Raw genomic sequence first — 18,545 nt, forward strand, 5'->3', positions numbered from 1 at the left:
TGCTCTTTGGAGCGGTGATAATCGGCCCCCCTACCGGTGTTAATTGGTCCCCCTTTGCCCTCCCGATCAAGCGAGGACACATCGGAACGGTGATAATCAGCCCCCCTGCTGGTGTTAATCGCCCCCCCTTTGCCCTTCCGATCGAATGAGAGCTTAGCCGGCTTTGGCTTGAAACCGGCGAACATGCCCTTGGCCTTGTCGCGGACCTGGTGGACGATTTCCCTCGCACGTTCAGGCCAGCGTATTTCCCGCCGCTCGGCGTAGCTGCGCACCCGATCCTCGTCGGACGGCACGGCATAGTCGCCGGCCATGTCCTTGGCTCGGTCGCGGGACAGCACGCGGGCAAGCTGTCGCTGATCGGCAAAGTCGTCGCGTCCATAATGGAGCTGCACCCCGTCGCGGTGCCGTGACATGCCGACATAGGCGCTATGCCGGTCCATGCCGGGCGTCGCGAGGAGATGCCCGCGATCGACGGTCACGCCCTGCGACTTATGGAAGGTCGCGGCATAGCCGTGATCGACCGCGGCATAGTCCTTCAGGTCGAATGCGGCGCGCCCGCCCCCATCTAGCCGCACCGTCATGTGGCCGCCCTCGACGCGCTCCAGCGTACCCAGCGTGCCGTTCTTCACGCCAAGCGAGCGTTCGTTGCGCAGGAACATGATCCGATCGCCGGCTGCGAACTCACGGGCGCCCCGATCAACGGTGACGCCTACGTCCTCGCCTAAACCTCCCGATGTGCGGACCCGCTCGCGCGCATCCTGGTTCAACTCCCGCACCTCGGCGTTGGTGTGAGTGAGGATGATGCGGGTCTTGTCGGGATCGGCCTGACGTTCGCGATCCCAACCATCCACCAACTCGGCGCGGGCCTGCTCGCGCGTGTCGGCCGCGTGGACCATACCGCGGTCGCCATAAGCATGGATCGCTTCGGCCGTGCGACCGGTCGCCAGCGCGCGCGTCGCGTCCTTCTGCCAGTCGTCGCGCTGCCGGCGAACCTCGGTGATCTCGGTCGCGCCGTGCCGCTCGCTGATCGACCGGAACGCCGCGCCCGCCTCGATCGCCTGCAACTGCTCGGGATCGCCCACCAGCACCACTTTGGCCCCGGCGTCGCGGGCATGGGACAGCACCCGCTCCATCTGGCGGGTGCCGATCATGCCGGCCTCGTCCACTACCAGCACGTCCTTCGGCCCGAGCTGATCGCGACCCTGCGCCCAGCCATGCTCAAGGCTGGCGATCGTGCGCGATGCGATCCCCGATCCGCCCTCAAGGTTTTCGGCCGCGATCCCGGAGAGCGCCGCGCCGCGCACCTGGTAGCCCTCGCGTTCCCACGCCTCGCGCGCGACGCCCAGCATCGCTGACTTGCCGGTGCCGGCATAGCCGACGACCGACGCCAGCCCCTCCCCGCCGGTGATATGGTCGAAGGCGTCGCGCTGCTCGCCGGACAGGACAAGCCCCCGCCCCTCGGCCGCCTTCAGCGCCCCGGCACGCTGCCGGTCGGACACGCCATGATCGCCGCGACGCGCCAGCTCGTCGCCGGCCTTTTCCAACCGCGCCTCGGTCGCGATCATGTCGCGGGAGGTGAAACGCTCTTGGTCGCGTCCGTCCTTGCCCAGCGCGACCAGCTCGGGACTGGCGCGCACCGCGGCCATCACTTGGTCGAACTGATCCTTGCCGTCCGAGTGGCGGAACGCGAACGCGGCGAGGTCGCGGGTGGTGAAGGTCGATTGCTGCCGGGTTATGCTGTCCAGCGCGTGCCGCGGATCGGCAATGATCCGCTCGCCGTTCTCTCGCGCGATCCGCACATGGTCGTCGGCGTTGCGGTGCGGCTGGCCCTCCAGCTCGTGCCGCTTTCCCATCGGCCCGATCTTGTGCTGCGGCTCCAGCTCGATGCCCTGCGCCTTGTAGCTGCGATGGTCGATCCGACCCTCCAGCCCCAGCTCGGCCATGCGCTCGTTGACGTGGGCGGCCCATGCCTCTCGCCACCCCTGCAACAGCTCCGTGCCGTTCCAGTCGCGGTTCTTCTTGCTGAAACCCTCCGGACCCACGTCGCGCATCGACAGCATGACGTGCGCGTGCGGTTTCGGGCTGCCGTCCCTCGCCTTGTCCCAATGCACGTTGAGGTCCGCGACCATCCCGCGCTTCACGAACTGCTCCGCGACGAAATCGCGGGCGAGCGCGACGCCCTGCTTCTCGTTCATCTCGCGCGGGATTGAGAACTCGACCTCGCGGGCAAGCTGCGCGTCCTTGCGCTTCTCGCTTGCTTCAACCTCGTTCCAGAGTGTGGCGCGGTCGTTTAAACGTTCTGGCGCATTCTGCGGCAACATCACCTCGGAGTGGATGACGCCAGCCTTGTTCGAGAAGTCGTGGTCACGCCCCAGCCGCTCATCGTGCAGCTCGGATGCGGAGCGATACGCAGCAGACGCGACCGCGCTGGAGCCGTTCGCTCGGCTGATGACCTTGGCGCTGAAATGATAGATCGCCATCGCGATCGTCATGATGCACTTCTTAGCGCACGTCGGCAACGACGTATAAGCGCGCACTCACGATCTGCTACGCATCTCCTGACTGACTTGCTCCGCTTTGTCCTTGCGCTCACCGCCTGCTCTGTCAAACTGCCTGAACAAGGAGAGCATGATGAGCCGTGCTTACGAGGAAGCGATGGAGCGACGCCGCGATGCGTATGTCGCTCAAGCGCTCGGAATCAGCATCGACACGCTTGATGATTACCCCTTTGATCTGGACGAGAATGCCAGCGACGACGGCGTGGTCTACGGTTGGCGCGTTCTGTGGAACGAGGAGGCTCCACCCGGCGTCGATGCAAACGGAACATCGGGACTGCTGTGGTCGGATATTCCTGCCGCACCGGATGAACCCGAAGAGGATGATTACGATGCGTAAGGTCCGCGATTACGATGCGGAGCTGAAGGCGCTCGGCGACAAGGCCAAAGCGCTCAAGGCGAAGCGGGTGGAACAGCTCGGGACGCTGGTCACCGCAACGGGTGCCGATGCTCTCGATGTTGAAACGCTCGCCGGCGTGCTGCTCGACGCGATCGGATCGAAGGATGCGAGCGCGAAGGAGGCATGGCGCGCGAAGGGCGCGGCGTTCTTTCAACGGCGCGGGCGCAAGGGTGGCGGTACTGCTGCAATCGACGGATCGGGCGCTTCGACTGAACCGGGCAGCGACGCTGCGGACGGAAGCGGGGCAACGGCGAACAGATAGCAGGGGCTGGGTCATGCAACGCCGCGAGCGCACCCGCCACCTGATCGAGCTGGGCGGCCTCGTTCAGAAAGCCGGGCTGGTCGATCTCGCCGACGACGATCGCGCGACAATCTACGGCGCGCTGCTGGAGTTGGTTGGCAAGGCAAAGAGCGAGGCTGGTGGAGATACGCTAGCATTGTGGAAGCGCCGCGGCCGGCGGGCGTTCGACGCGGAAGAAGCGGGACGGGAGACGGGCGAATGACGACGATCAACCTCGACATGCTGCGGAGAGAAGTCCGCGCCCTGGACTATGTGCGCGGTAGCTCGGACGAGGACGCTATGTGGCGCGAGGACGACGAGGATGCCCGCGCCAACTTGGCGATCGAAGGCATGGTGCTGACGCCTGAGGATGACGCCCTGTTCGACATGATGCGCGACGAACGGGTGCCGCCTTCACTCGCCACGCAAATCCTTCTGAAGCTGCTCGGCCATCCCGATGCTGATCCGGCGCTGGCGATCACCCCGGCCGGCGCGGTCTGCTGATGCCTGCACGTATCAGGCCACTCTGGGCGTTGCTGATCGGCTTCGTCGTTCTGATAGCGAGCAATAGCTGGCTAAAAGGCATCTTCGGCGTCGGCGAAATTGCGACCGACGTGCCGTTCCTGCTCACCGGCCTGGTCCTGTTCGGCATCTGGAAGTTCAATCGCCGTGGGCAGGCTCGCAACACGTTGATGGGTTCCGCCCGCTTTGGCGACAGACGTGATCTGGCGAAGCTGGAAGGCTCGGGCGATCTCGTCATCGGCCGATCAGGCCGTAACAACAAACTGCTGCGCTATGACGGCCAGGCGCATCTGTTGACAATGGCACCCACCCGCTCGGGCAAGGGTGTCGGCACGATCATCCCCAATCTGCTGCTGCTCGATCGCTCGGTGATCTGCATCGACCCCAAGGGTGAGAATGCCCGCGTCACGGCTCGCACGCGGGCCAGCAAGGGCGATGTATGGTGCCTGGACCCCTTCGGGGTCTCCGGGCGTCCTGCGGCCCGCTACAACCCGCTGGCGTGGCTCGATGCGAACAGCCCGGACCTCGCGGAAGATGCACAGACGGTCGCCGAAGCGCTGGTCCACGATGCGCCGGGGCAATCGGGCGAGGCGCACTGGAACGAGGAAGCCAAGGCGCTCATCGCCGGCATCATCCTGCACACCGTCATCCACGAACCCTCTGCCCTCGCCACGTTGGCGACGGTGCGCGACAAACTTACCCGCGATCCCGCCAGCTTCGCCGCGCTGCTCGCTGACATGCAGGTCAGCACCGGCGCACACGGCCTGATCGCGCGCGCCGCCAACCGACACCTCGGCAAGTCCGATCGCGAGGCCGCGGGCGTGCTGTCGTCCGCACAGCGCCATACCCATTTCCTCGACAGCCCGCGGATCGTGGACAGCACGTCGGGTTACGATTTTCGTTTTGCGGACTTGAAGGAGCGGCCCGGCACGGTGTTCTTGTGCCTGCCGCCTGACCGGCTCGATACCTACGCCCGCTGGCTACGGCTGCTGGTGAGCCAGGCCGTCACCGACATGGCGCGCTCCCCTGCCCGGCCGGACAAGCCGGTGCTATTCCTGCTCGACGAGTTCGCCGCGCTTGGCCGCCTCGATCCGGTTGAGCGCGCGATGGGGCTAATGGCGGGTTACGGGATGCAGCTCTGGCCGATCCTCCAGGACATGCACCAGCTCAAGGCCACCTATGGTGAGCGCGCCGGCACCTTCATGTCCAACGCCGGCGTGATCCAGACGTTCGGGGTCAACGATCTTGCCACCGCCGACATGCTGTCGCGTACTATCGGCGACACCACTATCGAATATGAGACGTTCGGCACGTCTCGTCCGGCGAGCATCTTCAGCGACGGTGCCCGATCGGAAAGCGCCAGCGGCCATGTCGCCGCCCGCCGGTTGGCGACGCCCGATGAAATCATGCGGATGAACCCCGACGATCTCCTGCTGCTGCGGCAGGGTCAGCATCCGCTCGTCGTCGGCAAGATCCGCTACTATGCCGAACGCGAGTTCGCTGGCCTCTACGATCCGGCGTGATCGCACACACCGGCGAAACTGACGACAGGCTTGGGGTATCTCCCGTCCTGCCCTCTCAACGAGCGTGACGCTGACAGGCCACACACCGCCGGATCGGCTTGGCTTCTCTCGGAAGCCTGCGGCCGGTAGGCCGCTCCTGTGACGGCGATAGCCGGCACGCAACGAAAGCGCATTGCCCTTTAGGGCAATTCCGCATCCCCCTTCTTCTGTTCGAGCGGGGCGGTGGGGTTAAGAGATTCTGTTAAATAGGAATCGTTAAGAAGGTTAAGTGCCGAAAAGAGGGCAAAAAACCACGTTTCTGCAATAGGTTGAGAAGCTGCTTGGTGTGTGATCCCACGTGATTCGGTGTGTGATCCCACGATAGTGCGGTGTGTGATCCCACGACTGCCCGGTGTGTGATCCCACGATGATCGCTTACCTCTTTGCAGGTCGATTATTGCTCGATCCCCACTCTCAGCGCCTGCTGCCCGCTGCCGCCTCTGATACGAATGGCCCTTGCGGTGTGTGATACCACGATAGTCAGCGTCCTCCGGAGAGCTTGTCCATCAGGTCGTCCACCTCGGCGGCGCGGCGGCGATCGGCATCGAATCTGTTTCGCCGTTCCTGCTCGGCCTCCAACCTGGCTGTCAGCGCCAGCGCCTCCGCTTCTCCCCGAAGCCGGAACAGTACGGCAGGACTGCCATCGGCCGTTGCGGTCATCTGCATCGCATAATCAGGGAGCTGGTCAGCCTCCACCACCTTGCGGAGCATCCGGTTGAACTCTTTGGGTTTGCTGTCGCTGCCGGTCTTGTCGCGCAGCACCTCGACGCGACACGTCCACCCGCCCTTCTGGTTGCCGGCGTGCTTGCGCGCGATACGATAAAGGGCGCGCTCCAGGCCCCCGGTCAGCAGGAAATAATCCTGGTGCATGGTGAGCAGCGACCGCTCCCCTATAATGCCCTCATACACCCAATCCGACAGCGTAATGGTCATTCCGCGCGGTTGGTCGGTGTCCGGGTCCACCTCCAGCGTCCATTTGTCGAGCCAGTTGAAACCGGCCTTGGTGCGCCGCTTGGGCGCGCGGATCGAGGTCGATATGGAAGTCGTCTGAAGTCGCTGGAGTGCGGCCTGCAACTCCTGATAGGCTCGGCCGCTGGTGTCGCGCTTGATAGCTCGCAACAGGTCATAGGACGTTGTTTTGAGCGTTCGGGGAAGGTCGTTGACCCCCTGCTCCCGCATCCGATTGAGCGTGGACGCCGCCCATATCAGGATATCGGCGTCCCAGATCGTCGCCATGCCGTAAGCAGGAATCGCCTCGATCTTCACCCACGTCTCGCCGTCTGGGCTGCTATATTCGATCGGCTTTACCCGCTTGCGCTTCTGGAGCGAGAAGAACGGCCGCTCCATCGTCTCCCGCTGATCTTTCAGCGGGAGATCGCCCATCAACGGGATGAACAGATCAAATTCTGGGTTAGGATTCTGGCGTTTAGTCATGCCACTTCAATCCTGCCATTCTGCACATTTGCAGGTGTGCACATTATCACACACGGCCAAATTGCTTATCGGCATCATACTTTGCCACCAGCTCGCTGATTGCTTCGGCAAGGAGGTCTTGGTGACTTCGCCGGGTTCGCGCTGCCAAAACGCGAAACGCCTCCGCCGTAGGATCGGCCGGGTCGAAATATGCCCCAAGGTGATACTTACCTGGCCGCTTGCCACCCGACCGTGGGGCATTGGACGGCGAGGTCGATGGGGCCGGCTGCTGATCCGGCTCGGGTTCGCGGGGGGAGGGGGACGCTACTGCCGGCCCCAACAAGGAAGTCCGTTTCGCCATAATCAAGCCTTCACATTTGCAGGTGTGCAATTCATCACATCATCAAATATGTGTTTCTGCAAGGCTGCAATCTCCAAGGCAGCTTTGCCTTTCGGCTCATGCTCGATGACGCCCAAGCCGTAAGGCCATGCCGCTCGGTAGGCGCTGCGCTCCCGCAATACAGCACGCGCAACCCGTAAGCCGGTCGCCTCGGCAAGCGTTCTGGCATCGTCCAGCAATGTGGTTGCGGTAGGGGGTGCTGCATTCAGCACGACCACGCCTGTTCGCCCGGTACTGGTGATAAGCTGCGCCGTTCGTTTGATCGCATCGAGGTCGATCAACGACGGACGACAAGGGATCACCACGAGGTCCGCGCGCTGGGCTGCGGCTGCGGCTTCCGAACCGGCGGCCGGCGGTGTGTCGATTATGGTCAGAGCGAAGCCGTTTGCTTCGGCAGCATCTATCGCTTGGTCGAGGCGGCGCGCGCTGATCGGCTCCACATGCGGCAGCTCGGCCTCACGCCGTTCGCTCCACGCTGTCGCACTTTCCTGCGGATCAAGGTCGAACAGCGCTGTCCTGATCCCGGCGGCTTGAGCGGCAACCGCAAGATTTACTGCGAGCGTCGTCTTACCAACGCCACCTTTTTGCGCTGCAAGTGTGATAATCTGCACGTGTGCACACCTTCATTCCTGATACTGTGACGTTATGCACAATATCAGAACGGCACAACCCTGCTGCCGCTCACGGGCGGTGGTTTATGGCTCCAACCTGCATCCGATAACGCGAAATGCACCAGCTCGGCGTTGCCGATCGCGGGTGGCGCGCCCTTCCGCCAGAAGCGCAGCATTTTGCCTCGGTCGTCCAAATTGGATTCCATGACGACGGCGCGCACCGCCTGGATGAACTGCCCGTGGCTGAACACATAGGCGAGGCAGGGGGAGGGCAGGGCGGCAAGCCGCGCAAGTGCCGCTTCGGCGCGGCGAAGCAATGCCCCGAAACTTTCCGCGCCGTCGCCATCGCAGTAGGTCGGATTGGCGTCGGTCCAGTACCGCTCCAGATGGGGCATTCGCTCGCTGCTGCGCGTGCCGTTCCAGCGGGAAGGCTGGAGATAGGTGAACTCCTCGATGGGCCACACCTTTACCGGCACATCGGGGAAGCGCCGGATCGTAGCCTCGGCCGTTTGACGGGTGCGTAGATAAGGAGAAGTCACGATCAGCGTGGGCGTGTCGGTCCACGCCCGTGCTACTTCATGCGCCTGGCGCCATCCCAACTCGGTAAGCTCGATCGACGCGAGGTCATGGCAGGGCACGCCGGCGTTGCCGGTGCTTTGGCCATGACGGACGAATACGGCCCTCATGCCGCAGCCTCCTTGGCCGCCAGCTCTCGCAATCCCTTGTAGAGCGTCGTGCAGCTCACTCCGTATCGCTCGGCCACGGCCGTCACGGTCGCCTCCGGATCGGTCAACAGCAACCGGGCTTCGCGGAGCTGCCTGGAGTTGAGGGCAGGGGGCCGCCCGGCGAGATGCAGACGCCGCTATTTAAGCGGTCGATGCGGTTGCGTCGGGGCGTCGAGCGGGTGTTCGCCGATGCCAAAGGTAAGCGAGGGCTGACCCGCCTTCACCTTCGCGGTCTGCGCGGTGCCGAGGAAGAGTTTCTGTTGGGTGCGGTCATTGCCAATCTCGTGCTGTTGGCCCGCACCGACGCAAAACCGGCTCGGACCCGTCGCCCGCCCCCGGTGCCGGAACGGATAGACCACATGGCCCGGATCAGTCGGGGCCGGTTCGAGCAATCCTACTACGCGACGATCTTCTGACGCTGGTTAGCCGGGTTCGCGCTCGGCCGCAGGGAAGTGGCGATAGAAGGTAGAACGGCCGACCTGTAGCAGCTTCGCGACCTTCGCGGGTTTGTCGCCGGCCTTGAGCAGCTTGCGGGCGGTGTCGAGCATGTCGGGCGTCATTACGGACTTGCGGCCTCCACCCGTGCCGCCCTTTGCCCGTGCCGCTGCCAAACCGGCAATCGTCCGTTCCTTTATCAGTTCACGCTCCATCTCCGCGACCGAGGCGAGAATGTGGAACAGCAGCCGGCCCGATGGGGTGGCCGTGTCGAACCCGTCCGTCAGCGATCGGAAATCAATCTTGCGAGCGGACAGGTCGGCCGCCAGTTCGATCAGGCCCCCGATCGAACGGCCAAGGCGATCGAGCTTCCATATCACCAGCGTATCGCCAGCCCGCACGAAATTGAGAGCTTCGGTCAACCCAGGCCGGTTCAGCTTCGCGCCGCTCACCTTGTCGGTGAACAGCTTTTCACAGCCAGCCTTGGTCAGCGCATCGGTTTGTAGTGTCAGGTCCTGATCGGAAGTCGAGACACGCGCATAACCAACCAGCATGAGTCCCGTTATCCCATCTAAAACGGCGAATTTCGGGACTCATATTTCGGGAACATATTTTGGGAAAGCCCCGGCGGGGATAGGACGCATTTTTGTGTCCAGTGACGGCTGTCCCGTTGGAGGTTCCTTTACGGGAACGCCGATCAGGCTCTGGTTAGCTCAGTTTTGCGCGTGATAGTCCAATGCTCCAGTCGTTTGTAGACGATCACCTTGTCGCCGATCAGATCTCCATGCCGGCGACAGAAGAGGTCGAGCTGATCGCGATCGCCGACCAGTTCGACACAGATCGTCAGATGCGGATCGGCAATTTCCGAGCCGTTCTCCCGGATCGGTTCGTGATTGCTGAAGCCGTAATGGGTATTTTGCGCGACGGCGTTGATGATGCCGTCCGCCTTCGCGGTGCGAATCAGCTCGCGATAGAGCGGCTTTGCCCCCCAGAAGCGACGCGGGCCGATCTTGTCGGACGGTTTCAGATAGATGCGCAGCATCCCGACTTCGCGGTGATGGACGGTGAAACGATTGGGCATGACGGGCTTTCGACAGGAAACAGGATCAGGCGCGCGTGCGCCGGCGAGAAGCGCGGTGCGTGCGGGCATCGCGCAGGGTCGCGTCGGGTGTGAGGTGTGCGGCAGGTACCTTTGGCACAGCGACGCGCTGCGACAGGTAGATGCCGTTGTGGCCTGAGCAGAGGTAGGCGACGAAGCACGCGACTGCGATCGGCACCGTATAGGCCGCGCCGAACAACTCGATCCCCATGAACGTGCAAGCCAGCGGTGTGTTGGCCGCGCCCGCGAACAGCGCGACGAAGCCGATCGCTGCGAATAGCCCCGACGGTACTCCGAACATCGGCGCGAGCGCATTGCCGAGCGCCGCGCCGATAAAGAACAGCGGCGTGACCTCGCCCCCCTTGAAGCCCGCGCTCAGGGTCACGACGGTAAAGAGCAGCTTCAGCGCCCAGCTCCACGAGTGCGTATCGGGACCAAAGAAGCTGGCGATGGTCAGGCTGTCCGGTGTCGCGGCGAGCGTACCCAGGCCAAGATAGTCGCGGGTTCCGAGCAGCCAGACCAGCGCAATCACGGCCAGCCCGCCGATAACGGGTCGTAGTGGGCCATAGGGGATCACGCGCTTCAACCATCCGCCCAGCGCGTGATTGGCCTCGGCAAAGGTCAGCCCGGTCAGACCGAAGGCAATGCCGGCGACACCGGCCTTGGCGACGAGCAGCGCGTCGACCGGCACCAGCGCATCGACATGGTAGACGCCGTGATGAATGCCCCAGGCAAGACAGGTCCAGTCACCGACCAGCGCCGCGACCAGGCATGGCACCAGCGCGCGATACTCGACCCGACCGATCGCCAGCACCTCCAGTGCAAAGACCGCGCCCGCAATCGGCGTCCCGAAGACCGCGCCGAACCCAGCCGCGATCCCGGTCATAAGGAGGGTGCGTGTCGCTTCCGCATCCAATCTGAGCGCGCGTCCAAACCCGCTGGCAAGACTGCCGCCCAACTGCACGGCGGTGCCTTCACGTCCCGCCGATCCCCCGAACAGATGTGTCACGACCGTGCCGAAGAAGATGAGCGGAGCCATGCGCAGCGGCACGCCGCCCCCCGGTTCGTGGATTTGCTCGACGATGAGGTTGTTGCCGCCTTCGACCGAGCGCCCTGTCAGATGGTAGAGCAGTCCGACCACGAACCCGCCGATCGGCAGCAGGTAGAGCAGCCAGGGAAAGGCGAAGCGAAGCCGGGTTACGGCGTCGAGGCTCCGCAGGAAGGCCGCGCAGAGCGTTCCCACCGCTGCGGCCATCGGGACCAGGATCAAAGCCCACCGCAGTACCGACGTGGCATGGGTGCGGCGATCGCGAATGAACGCTGCCATGTTGAACTGGTCATAGAGATTGCGAAATGTCGCGCGCACGATTCCTCCTTGCTGCCTTGCGGCGCCTGGTAGGAATCATCGGCCCTTGCGAGGGCGGTTCGACCGAATGGCCCGGCGGAAATCCATCGCCGTGCCTGCGCATATGCTGTCCGACCGCGACCCGGTCAACCAACCGCAGAAGCATGAGACTATCGTTTTGGTGAGGACCGATAAAATGGCTTTGGCCACGGAATAAACCCCGACGAGCATCGTCTACGCTTTCGAGACCGATGCGCTGGAGGCTTATGCGTAGACGAGATTGGATGCTGGGTCTGACGGCTTCGGCCCTACTTACCGGCGCAGTCGCGGCCGCCCCCGCCGATGGCTACGCTACCATGATGTCTGTCGCGATGGACCGGATGATGGCGGGCATGATGGTCAAGCCGTCCGGTGACGTCGACCGCGACTTCGTGGCGATGATGCTTCCGCATCATCAGGGTGCCATCGATATGGCGGTGGCGGAGCTGCGCTACGGCCATAACGAGCAGCTCAAGCGCATCGCGCAGGAAATCATCATCGATCAGCAGCAGGAGATCGCCGCCATGAAGCTGGCGATCGGCCAGCCGCTACCGCCTTCGACGCCAGCCCCGACGCAGGGCGGCGACCACCATAGCCCTATGGAGCACTGACATGATCCGGACCATCCTGCGCTCGGCCGCCTTGCTGATGAGCGCCGCACCGGGCCTCGCCATGGCCCAGCAGGCGCCGTGGAACGCTAAGGACATGCCCGTCAGCCACCGCGACCGCGTCTATGCGTCTGAACAATTCTCCAACACGGTGTCGGTGACCGACCCGGCCGACAACCGGCTGCTCGGCGTCATCAAACTCGGCGATCCCCAGCCGATGAACTTCTCCCCGCTCTACAAGGGACAGGTGCTGGTTCACGGCCTGGGCTTCTCGCCGGACGGGAAGACCTTGGCGGTCGTGTCGATCGGATCGAACGCCGTGTCGTGGATCGACACCGCCACCAACACCGTCAAGCACACGACCTATGTCGGGCGCAGTCCGCACGAGGCGTTCTTCACGCCGGACGGCAAGGAGGTGTGGGTCACGGTCCGCGGCGAGGATTATATCGCCGTGCTCGACCCCACGACGTACAAGGAGACGGGGCGCATCAAGACGCCCGGTGGTCCGGGCATGACGATCTTCTCTCCCGATGGCCGGTACGGCTATGTCTGCTCTTCGTTCAATCCGGTATTGGCTGTGTTCGATGTCGCGACCCACGCGCAGGTCGGACAGGTGGCGCAGCCAAGCCCCTTCTGCCCCAACATCGCCGCGACGCCGGACGGCAAGCAAGTGTGGTTTACGCTGAAGGACATCGGCAAGACGGTCGCATTCGATGCTCGGCCACCCTTCGCGATCCTGAAGGTGCTGGATACCGGGCCTATCACGAACCATGTCAATTTCGCCCGCACGGCCAAGGGGCAGTTCGCGTATGTGACGGTCGGCGGAGAGAATGTGGTCAAGGTGTTCCGCACGTCCGACTTCACGCCGGTGGCAACAATTCCGGTCGGCAAGATGCCGCACGGTGTTTGGCCATCGGGCGACGGCCGGCGCGTTTATGTCGGGCTAGAGAATTCCGATGAGCTGGCCGCGATCGACACTGCCGGCAACACGGTCGTCGCTACCGTGCCGGTCGGACAGGCACCGCAGGCGATCGCCTATGTGTCGAACGCAGTTCCGACAGGCCCCGGCACCGACAATCTCCAGCCGCTCGGCACAGCGGGCAAGGCGCTGCATCTGACCATGGGGCCGATTGGCGGCAAAGGTACGGCAAGCAGCATCACCCTCTTCGACCAGGGCATCATTCAGGTCGTGCAGAGTGCCGTTACCGGTTTGCAGCCCAAGAAGCCTTACATGCTCGTACTGACCGCCAATGCGGACGGCAGCGGCGCTGTAGAGCCGCTTGCGAACTTCATGAGCAACCCGGCAGGTGCGGCGATCGTCAACGCATCGGGTCCGATCCGCCAGATCGTTCAGGGCAGCACCGCGACACCCCGGCGCTTTCTGGCGGTTGCGGAGGTGGTGAACGGCGCGCCGGGGCGCATCGTGCAGGTGCAGCGCGACTGAGATGGACCCGCTTGCCGCCGCGATCGAACCGCTGATCCCCGGGCTGCGCCGCTATGCCCGGTCGTGGTTGCGCGACCGGGTGATGGCGGATGACGTGGTGCAGGATTGCCTGGAGCGCGCGGTCGGGCGCTGGCGACAGCGACGGGGTGCGGAGGTCCGCCCGTGGGTCTATGCGATCCTGCACAATTTGTTGGTCGATCATCAGCGGCAGCATAGCCGGCGAGGTACGGCGGTTCCGCTCCACCTCGTGGACGACGCCGCGCTCGGCCGCCCGGCCGATCAGGACACAGGCCTGCACCACCGCGACCTGCTGCGCGCGCTTGATGCGTTGCCTGAAGAACAGCGAACGGTGCTGCTCCTGGTCTCGGTCGAGGGCCTGCCCTATGCGGAGGTCGCTGCCGTAGTCGGCGTGCCGCTGGGCACGGTAATGTCGCGCATATCGCGGGGGCGCGACCGTCTGGCGACCCTCCTCCGGGAGGGTGAACGGCCGCGATTGAGGAGCGTGCAATGACCAGCCCGATCGGCGAGGACGATCTGGCCGCATGGATCGATGGCAGGCTGTCGCCCGAGCGGCAGCGCCTGGTCGACGCCTATCTTGAAGGCCAGCCGGACGTGCATGCCCGTGTGCGAGAGCAGGCGGAGCAGGCGCGAGCCCTTGCATCCCTGTTCGCCCCCGTCGCGGATGAACCGATCCCGGCGACGATGCGCGTGGCAGCGATCAGGGGACGGCAACGGCAACCGCGTTGGCAGCTCGCCATCGCCGCGTCACTTCTGCTGGCGTTGGGGTTTGGCGGTGGCTGGTCGAGCGCGCGGTGGAGCGGCGAACCCCGCGCGGGCATCGCGGCGCTGGCCAACGAGGCGAGTGATAATTTCCGTGTCTATGCCGCCGACCGGATACGACCGGCGGAGATCGGCCCCGACCAGCGCGCCATGCTGATCCGATGGACCTCCGCTCGATTGGGTGAGCGCGTCACGATCCCGGACCTCAGCACGGCCGGCTATCGCTATGGCGGGGGGCGACTGGTCGCGACGCCCCACGGCCCTGCGGCACTGCTCCTCTACGACGGACCGCAAGCGTCGAAACTTGCGGTGCTGACGAGGCCCATGCAGATCGACAAGACCGCGAGCATGACCAGCACGTCCAGCGGGACCATGGGCCGGGTCACATGGGCGGTCGACGGGATCGGCTATAGTGTGGTGGGCGAGCGACCCGCGGCCGAACTGCATCCGATCGCCGATGAAGTCCGGCGTCAGGCAGATGCCGCGCTTGTATCCTGATAGCGCCTTGCCGCCTCCCGGCGCCGACGGGCACCGGGCGGTCCAGCGCGATCACGGCTTGCGCTCGACATCCTTCCTGTCGGTCTCGGCCGGCGTCAGACGGGCTCGCTCGCGGATGCGGCGTTCCAGCGGCGCGCCGACGAACAGGACGAGCATTGCAAGGCTCACCCCGCCGATGATGAGCGGCCACACCGCCAACCCTGCTGCCGCGCCGATCGTGGCTGTCACCCAGATGCACGCGGCGGTCGCCAATCCATGCACTTCCTGACCCTGGCCGACCCGCAGCACCGCACCGGCACCGATGAAGCCGACGCCGGACAGAATGCCCTGCATCGCCCGTCCTGCGGCATCGGCGTTCACGTTCGGCAAGCCACTATGCACGATCGCCTGAACGGCGATGCAACTCGCCAGACCGACCAGACCCAGCGTCCGCAGGCCCATGATCTGCCGGTTCTCACGCGAGCGTTCCCAGCCGAGCACCATCCCGGCCGCGGTCGCCACCACCAGCCGGCCAATCGCATCGATCCAGAAAGCGACGTCCGGTGCCGCTGATGCTTCGATCATTCGACCAGCACGTGAACGTGATGCCAGGCGGTGCACAGATAGCCGGCGAAATTCCACATCGTATCCGGCCGCTCGGGCTGTCCCTGCCCGGTCTCGTCGAAGGCACGGGCGACAAGGTGCTGGCGTCCCTTGGCAAGTGTGGCGTCAAGGATCCAGCGCCGCCAGCCCCAGCGCGTCTCCGGATCATCGGCGAAGGTCGCCTGTTGCCAGTCGCGACCGCCGTTCACCGACACTTCGATCCGAGAAATACGGCGGTCATAGGCAATGGCATATCCCTCAATCCGCACCTCTCCGGCGGCCAAACTCTCGCCCGCACCGGGCGAGCAGATCGCGGCGTTGAGCGGCATGGCATTGATCGTCAGACCCTGGCTCCAGTCGACGGTGTCGCTCGTCACAGCGGCGGGGAAGAGCTTGTAGTCGTGCGCCTGGATCGGTGCCTCGGAGGGCGTTTCACGCACCTCGATCCGTGTCAGCCATTTGGCGCTGCGGACCCCGGCATAGCCAGGCACCACCATGCGGAGCGGGGCGCCATGTTCGGGCGTCAGCGGCTCGCCATTCATCGCCCAGGCGAGGAGTACGTCGGGCTCCCGCGCCTTGCTCATGGCGATCGATACCCCGAACAAGGCTTCTTCACCCTCCACGTCCACCTCGTCCGCGCCGGTGAACGCCACGAACAGCTCGGACGCATCCGGCGCGCCGACCGCATCGAGCACATCGGCCAAGCGTACGCCGGTCCACTCCGCATTGCCGATCGCGCCTACGTCCCACGGATCGCCGGAGGTGTTGGCGACCTGCTGGAGATCGGTACGCCGGTTGCCGGCGCACTGGAGAACCGCCGTTACCGTGCGCGTGGCAAACGTGCTCTTCAGTTCCTGCACCGAGAAGAAGCGGCTCGCCATGCCCCTCCCGCTCACCTCGATCCGATGATTGGCGGGCAGATCCGGCACCGGCCCGTGGCTGCGCACGTAGAACAGCGCCTGCGGCGTCAGAAACCGCTCGATCAACGCACCGGGCGTCGGCTCGGCATTGTAGGGATCAGAACTGCGCTCGATCATATCGGTCATGGACGATCAAACGTCGCGGGCACGCGTAACGCTTCAAGTCTTCGAGACCATCGCAGACGAAAGGCTGCCGACCATTCCGATATCCAGATTGGAATGACCATATCAAACGGTTGGTAGTATCGATCTAAGTACGCGATATATGCTGCATGACTTTGGAGCAGCTCAGAATATTCGTCGGTGTCGCGGAGCGCGAACACGTCACCAAGGCAGCGGAGGCGCTGAACGTCACGCAGTCTGCTGCCTCCGGGGCGGTTGCGGCCCTCGAAGCGCGCTACGGCGTTCCGCTGTTCCACCGCGTCGGGCGTGGCATCCAGCTTACCGAGGCAGGCCGCGGCTTTCTGGAGGAAGCGCGCGCGGTGCTGGGGCGGGCAGCGCATGCCGAGACGATGCTCGTGGACTATGCCGGGCTCGCGCGTGGTTCGTTGCGGATCGTCGCCAGCCAGACGATCGCGAGCTATTGGTTGCCGGCAAAGCTCGCCGCCTTCCACGAACGCCACCCACAGATCGCGGTCGAGCTGGCGATCGACAACACCGAAGGCGCGGCAGCGCAGGTGTTGAGCGGCGCGGCGGAACTCGGCTTTGTCGAGGGCGAGGTGGACGAACCGGCGCTTGCCCACTGGAATGTCGGGCATGACCCAATGGTGCTGGTCGGCCGCGAGGAAGCCGAACGCATCGACGAGGCCTGGCTGCGCACTACACGCTGGATCGTCCGTGAGCAGGGATCGGGTACGCGCTCGACTTTCGAGGACGTGCTGCGAACGCGCGGGTTTGATCCGGCCCAGCTGACGATAGCGATGACGCTGCCGTCCAACGAGGCGGTGCGCACCGCCGTTGAGGCCGGTGCCGGCGTTGCCGTCTTGTCGCGATTGGTCGTCGCGCGCGCGCTCAAGGCTGGCGATCTCGTCGAGCTGCCGCTCGGGCTGCCCGACCGCGCCTTTCACGCGCTGCGCCACAAGGAACGCTATCGCACCCGCGCGGCCGACGCGCTGACGGATCTCATCAAGGAGCAGGTCGCATGACTGCCGACACGCACTCCGTTCTCAGCGGCCTCAAGCCGCTCAGCCGGCTCGATCACCCCCGCGAGATGATCCGCCAGTTCACGCCCAACTGGTTCGCCGCGACGATGGGCACGGGCATCCTTGCCCTCGCGCTGCCGCAGGTGCCCGGCATCGGGCCTTCGCTTAAACCTGTCGGCGAGGTGTTGTGGTTCTTCAATATCGCGCTCTTCGCGCTGTTCGCCGGCCTCTATGGCGCGCGCTGGGTGATGTTCGGGCACGAGGCGCGGCGCATCTTCGGGCACAACACCGTGTCGATGTTCATCGGGACCATTCCGATGGGGCTGGCGACGATCATCAACGGCTGTCTCGCCTTCGGCATCGCGCGGTTCGGAAATGGCATCGTGCCGGTCGCGCATATCCTGTGGTGGATCGACGTCGCCATGTCGCTCGCCTGCGGCGTGCTGATCCCCTACCTGATGTTTACCCGCCACGAGCACAGCCTGGACGGCATGACCGCCGTATGGCTGCTGCCGGTCGTCGCTGCCGAAGTGGCGGGCGCCAGCGGCGGGCTGCTCGCGCCGCATCTAACCGATCCCCACGCGCAGATAGTGACGCTCGCGACCTCCTATGTGCTGTGGGCCTATTCGGTGCCGGTCGCGTTTGGCATCCTCGCCATCCTCATCCTGCGCATGGCACTCCACAAGTTGCCGCATGAAAGCATGGCGGCATCTTCCTGGCTGGCGCTGGGGCCGATCGGCACGGGTGCTCTGGGCATGCTGGTGCTCGGCGCGGATGCGCCGGCGATCCTCACCGCGCACGGGCTAGCCGGCGTCGGCACCGTCGCGCAGGGGATCGGCGTTGTCGCCGGGCTCTGCCTTTGGGGTTTCGGCCTGTGGTGGCTGGCGCTCGCGACGCTTATCACCATCCGCTACTGGCGCGCGGGCGTGCCGTTCAACCTCGGCTGGTGGGGCTACACCTTCCCGCTCGGCGTCTACACCGTCGCCACCTTCCGCCTCGGCACGACGCTGAACCTTATGTTTTTCGGTATCGTCGGCACGGTGCTGACGGTTGCGCTCGCGGCGATGTGGCTGCTGGTCGGTGCCAAGACGCTAGCCGGTGCATGGCGGGGCAACCTGTTCGTCTCGCCCTGCATCGCCACCCCGAACTGATCCGCCATGATGATCGGATCAGTCGGTCCGATCA

Annotated in this window: 23 protein-coding genes and 1 riboswitch; of the genes, 12 read left to right on the forward strand and 11 right to left on the reverse strand. The window is 64.7% G+C overall.

Features of this window, described 5'->3' with window-relative positions; genetic code table 11:
- Positions 1-2,480, reverse strand: a 2,480-nt coding sequence (traA, locus tag HD841_RS20355) for a Ti-type conjugative transfer relaxase TraA (RefSeq protein WP_179510741.1), incomplete at its 3' end; no start/stop codon positions are given.
- Positions 2,481-2,631: 151 nt separating this feature from the next.
- On the opposite strand from traA, the gene HD841_RS20360 reads away from it, so the two are divergent.
- Genes HD841_RS20360 through HD841_RS20380 form a run of 5 tightly spaced genes read left to right on the forward strand, consistent with a single transcriptional unit; the run spans position 2,632 to position 5,280 of the window.
- A complete protein-coding gene (locus tag HD841_RS20360) occupies positions 2,632-2,895 on the forward strand; it encodes a hypothetical protein (RefSeq protein ID WP_093667155.1) in 264 nt (87 codons plus the stop codon).
- Positions 2,888-3,217, forward strand: coding sequence for a conjugal transfer protein TraD (locus tag HD841_RS20365; RefSeq protein WP_093667154.1), 330 nt, complete (start codon positions 2,888-2,890; stop codon positions 3,215-3,217). The genes HD841_RS20360 and HD841_RS20365 overlap by 8 nt, the downstream gene beginning before the upstream one ends.
- Positions 3,218-3,230: 13 nt before the next feature.
- Complete coding sequence (locus tag HD841_RS20370) at positions 3,231-3,458, forward strand: conjugal transfer protein TraD (RefSeq protein WP_093667153.1); 228 nt, start codon at positions 3,231-3,233, stop codon at positions 3,456-3,458.
- Complete coding sequence (locus tag HD841_RS20375; protein ID WP_093667152.1) at positions 3,455-3,739, forward strand: hypothetical protein; 285 nt, start codon at positions 3,455-3,457, stop codon at positions 3,737-3,739. Before HD841_RS20370 ends, HD841_RS20375 begins: the two co-directional genes overlap by 4 nt.
- A 29-nt stretch (positions 3,740-3,768) precedes the next feature.
- On the forward strand, positions 3,769-5,280 hold the full coding sequence (locus tag HD841_RS20380; RefSeq protein WP_445013698.1) for a type IV secretory system conjugative DNA transfer family protein: 1,512 nt from the start codon (positions 3,769-3,771) through the stop codon (positions 5,278-5,280).
- Positions 5,281-5,799: 519 nt separating this feature from the next.
- Here HD841_RS20380 and HD841_RS20385 read toward each other — a convergent pair.
- Genes HD841_RS20385 through HD841_RS20400 form a run of 5 tightly spaced genes read right to left on the reverse strand, consistent with a single transcriptional unit; the run spans position 5,800 to position 8,599 of the window.
- Positions 5,800-6,753: a replication initiator protein A gene (locus tag HD841_RS20385; RefSeq protein ID WP_093667151.1), complete on the reverse strand. Its 954-nt coding sequence runs from the start codon at positions 6,751-6,753 to the stop codon at positions 5,800-5,802.
- Between the two features lie 46 nt (positions 6,754-6,799).
- On the reverse strand, positions 6,800-7,093 hold the full coding sequence (locus HD841_RS21045; protein WP_373563082.1) for a ribbon-helix-helix domain-containing protein: 294 nt from the start codon (positions 7,091-7,093) through the stop codon (positions 6,800-6,802).
- A 2-nt stretch (positions 7,094-7,095) separates the two neighbouring features.
- On the reverse strand, positions 7,096-7,743 hold the full coding sequence (locus HD841_RS20390; protein ID WP_179510733.1) for a nucleotide-binding protein: 648 nt from the start codon (positions 7,741-7,743) through the stop codon (positions 7,096-7,098).
- A gap of 44 nt (positions 7,744-7,787) precedes the next feature.
- Positions 7,788-8,429 carry a histidine phosphatase family protein gene (locus HD841_RS20395; protein ID WP_179510734.1) on the reverse strand — a complete coding sequence of 214 codons (642 nt, stop codon included), beginning with the start codon at positions 8,427-8,429 and terminating at the stop codon, positions 7,788-7,790.
- Complete coding sequence (locus HD841_RS20400; protein ID WP_257015893.1) at positions 8,426-8,599, reverse strand: helix-turn-helix domain-containing protein; 174 nt, start codon at positions 8,597-8,599, stop codon at positions 8,426-8,428. The genes HD841_RS20395 and HD841_RS20400 overlap by 4 nt, the downstream gene beginning before the upstream one ends.
- Between HD841_RS20400 and HD841_RS20405 the strand changes: the two genes are divergently transcribed.
- Positions 8,594-8,884 (forward strand): transposase, encoded by a 291-nt coding sequence (locus HD841_RS20405; RefSeq protein WP_244501673.1) that lies wholly within the window; start codon positions 8,594-8,596, stop codon positions 8,882-8,884. The two genes, HD841_RS20400 and HD841_RS20405, sit on opposite strands and share 6 nt — an antisense overlap.
- Before the next feature lie 6 nt (positions 8,885-8,890).
- On the opposite strand, the gene HD841_RS20410 is transcribed toward HD841_RS20405, so the two are convergent.
- From HD841_RS20410 to HD841_RS20420, 3 genes are all read right to left on the reverse strand, one after another.
- Complete coding sequence (locus HD841_RS20410) at positions 8,891-9,457, reverse strand: recombinase family protein (RefSeq protein ID WP_004212894.1); 567 nt, start codon at positions 9,455-9,457, stop codon at positions 8,891-8,893.
- Positions 9,458-9,600: 143 nt separating this feature from the next.
- Positions 9,601-9,984, reverse strand: a complete 384-nt coding sequence (locus HD841_RS20415; RefSeq protein ID WP_007406288.1) for a DUF190 domain-containing protein — start codon at positions 9,982-9,984, stop codon at positions 9,601-9,603.
- Between the two features lie 25 nt (positions 9,985-10,009).
- Positions 10,010-11,368 carry a voltage-gated chloride channel family protein gene (locus tag HD841_RS20420; protein ID WP_007406263.1) on the reverse strand — a complete coding sequence of 453 codons (1,359 nt, stop codon included), beginning with the start codon at positions 11,366-11,368 and terminating at the stop codon, positions 10,010-10,012.
- Between the two features lie 23 nt (positions 11,369-11,391).
- Positions 11,392-11,468: riboswitch (Fluoride riboswitch) on the reverse strand.
- A 163-nt stretch (positions 11,469-11,631) separates the two neighbouring features.
- On the opposite strand from HD841_RS20420, the gene HD841_RS20425 reads away from it, so the two are divergent.
- Genes HD841_RS20425 through HD841_RS20440 form a run of 4 tightly spaced genes read left to right on the forward strand, consistent with a single transcriptional unit; the run spans position 11,632 to position 14,716 of the window.
- Complete coding sequence (locus HD841_RS20425; RefSeq protein ID WP_219994278.1) at positions 11,632-11,997, forward strand: DUF305 domain-containing protein; 366 nt, start codon at positions 11,632-11,634, stop codon at positions 11,995-11,997.
- 1 nt (position 11,998) lies between these two features.
- The gene (locus HD841_RS20430) at positions 11,999-13,438 is read left to right on the forward strand and encodes a YncE family protein (protein WP_007406255.1); all 1,440 of its coding nucleotides are present in this window, start codon (positions 11,999-12,001) and stop codon (positions 13,436-13,438) included.
- A gap of 1 nt (position 13,439) precedes the next feature.
- Complete coding sequence (locus HD841_RS20435) at positions 13,440-13,949, forward strand: RNA polymerase sigma factor (RefSeq protein ID WP_007406239.1); 510 nt, start codon at positions 13,440-13,442, stop codon at positions 13,947-13,949.
- Positions 13,946-14,716, forward strand: a complete 771-nt coding sequence (locus HD841_RS20440; RefSeq protein WP_007406229.1) for an anti-sigma factor family protein — start codon at positions 13,946-13,948, stop codon at positions 14,714-14,716. Before HD841_RS20435 ends, HD841_RS20440 begins: the two co-directional genes overlap by 4 nt.
- A gap of 51 nt (positions 14,717-14,767) precedes the next feature.
- Here the strand turns inward: HD841_RS20440 and HD841_RS20445 are convergent, their stop codons facing one another.
- Both HD841_RS20445 and HD841_RS20450 read right to left on the reverse strand, forming a co-directional pair.
- Positions 14,768-15,316 (reverse strand): MgtC/SapB family protein, encoded by a 549-nt coding sequence (locus HD841_RS20445; protein ID WP_179510735.1) that lies wholly within the window; start codon positions 15,314-15,316, stop codon positions 14,768-14,770.
- Positions 15,277-16,344 (reverse strand): molybdopterin-dependent oxidoreductase, encoded by a 1,068-nt coding sequence (locus HD841_RS20450; protein WP_007406227.1) that lies wholly within the window; start codon positions 16,342-16,344, stop codon positions 15,277-15,279. The genes HD841_RS20445 and HD841_RS20450 overlap by 40 nt, the downstream gene beginning before the upstream one ends.
- 146 nt (positions 16,345-16,490) lie before the next feature.
- Between HD841_RS20450 and HD841_RS20455 the strand changes: the two genes are divergently transcribed.
- Both HD841_RS20455 and HD841_RS20460 read left to right on the forward strand, forming a co-directional pair.
- Entirely contained in the window at positions 16,491-17,363 is an 873-nt protein-coding gene (locus HD841_RS20455; protein ID WP_179510736.1) for a LysR family transcriptional regulator, read from the forward strand.
- A complete protein-coding gene (locus HD841_RS20460) occupies positions 17,360-18,511 on the forward strand; it encodes a TDT family transporter (protein ID WP_007406242.1) in 1,152 nt (383 codons plus the stop codon). Before HD841_RS20455 ends, HD841_RS20460 begins: the two co-directional genes overlap by 4 nt.
- The last annotated feature ends 34 nt before the right edge of the window (positions 18,512-18,545 follow it).

Source organism: Sphingomonas melonis, from assembly GCF_013409985.1.
In the GTDB taxonomy this organism is placed as follows: domain Bacteria; phylum Pseudomonadota; class Alphaproteobacteria; order Sphingomonadales; family Sphingomonadaceae; genus Sphingomonas; species Sphingomonas melonis_A.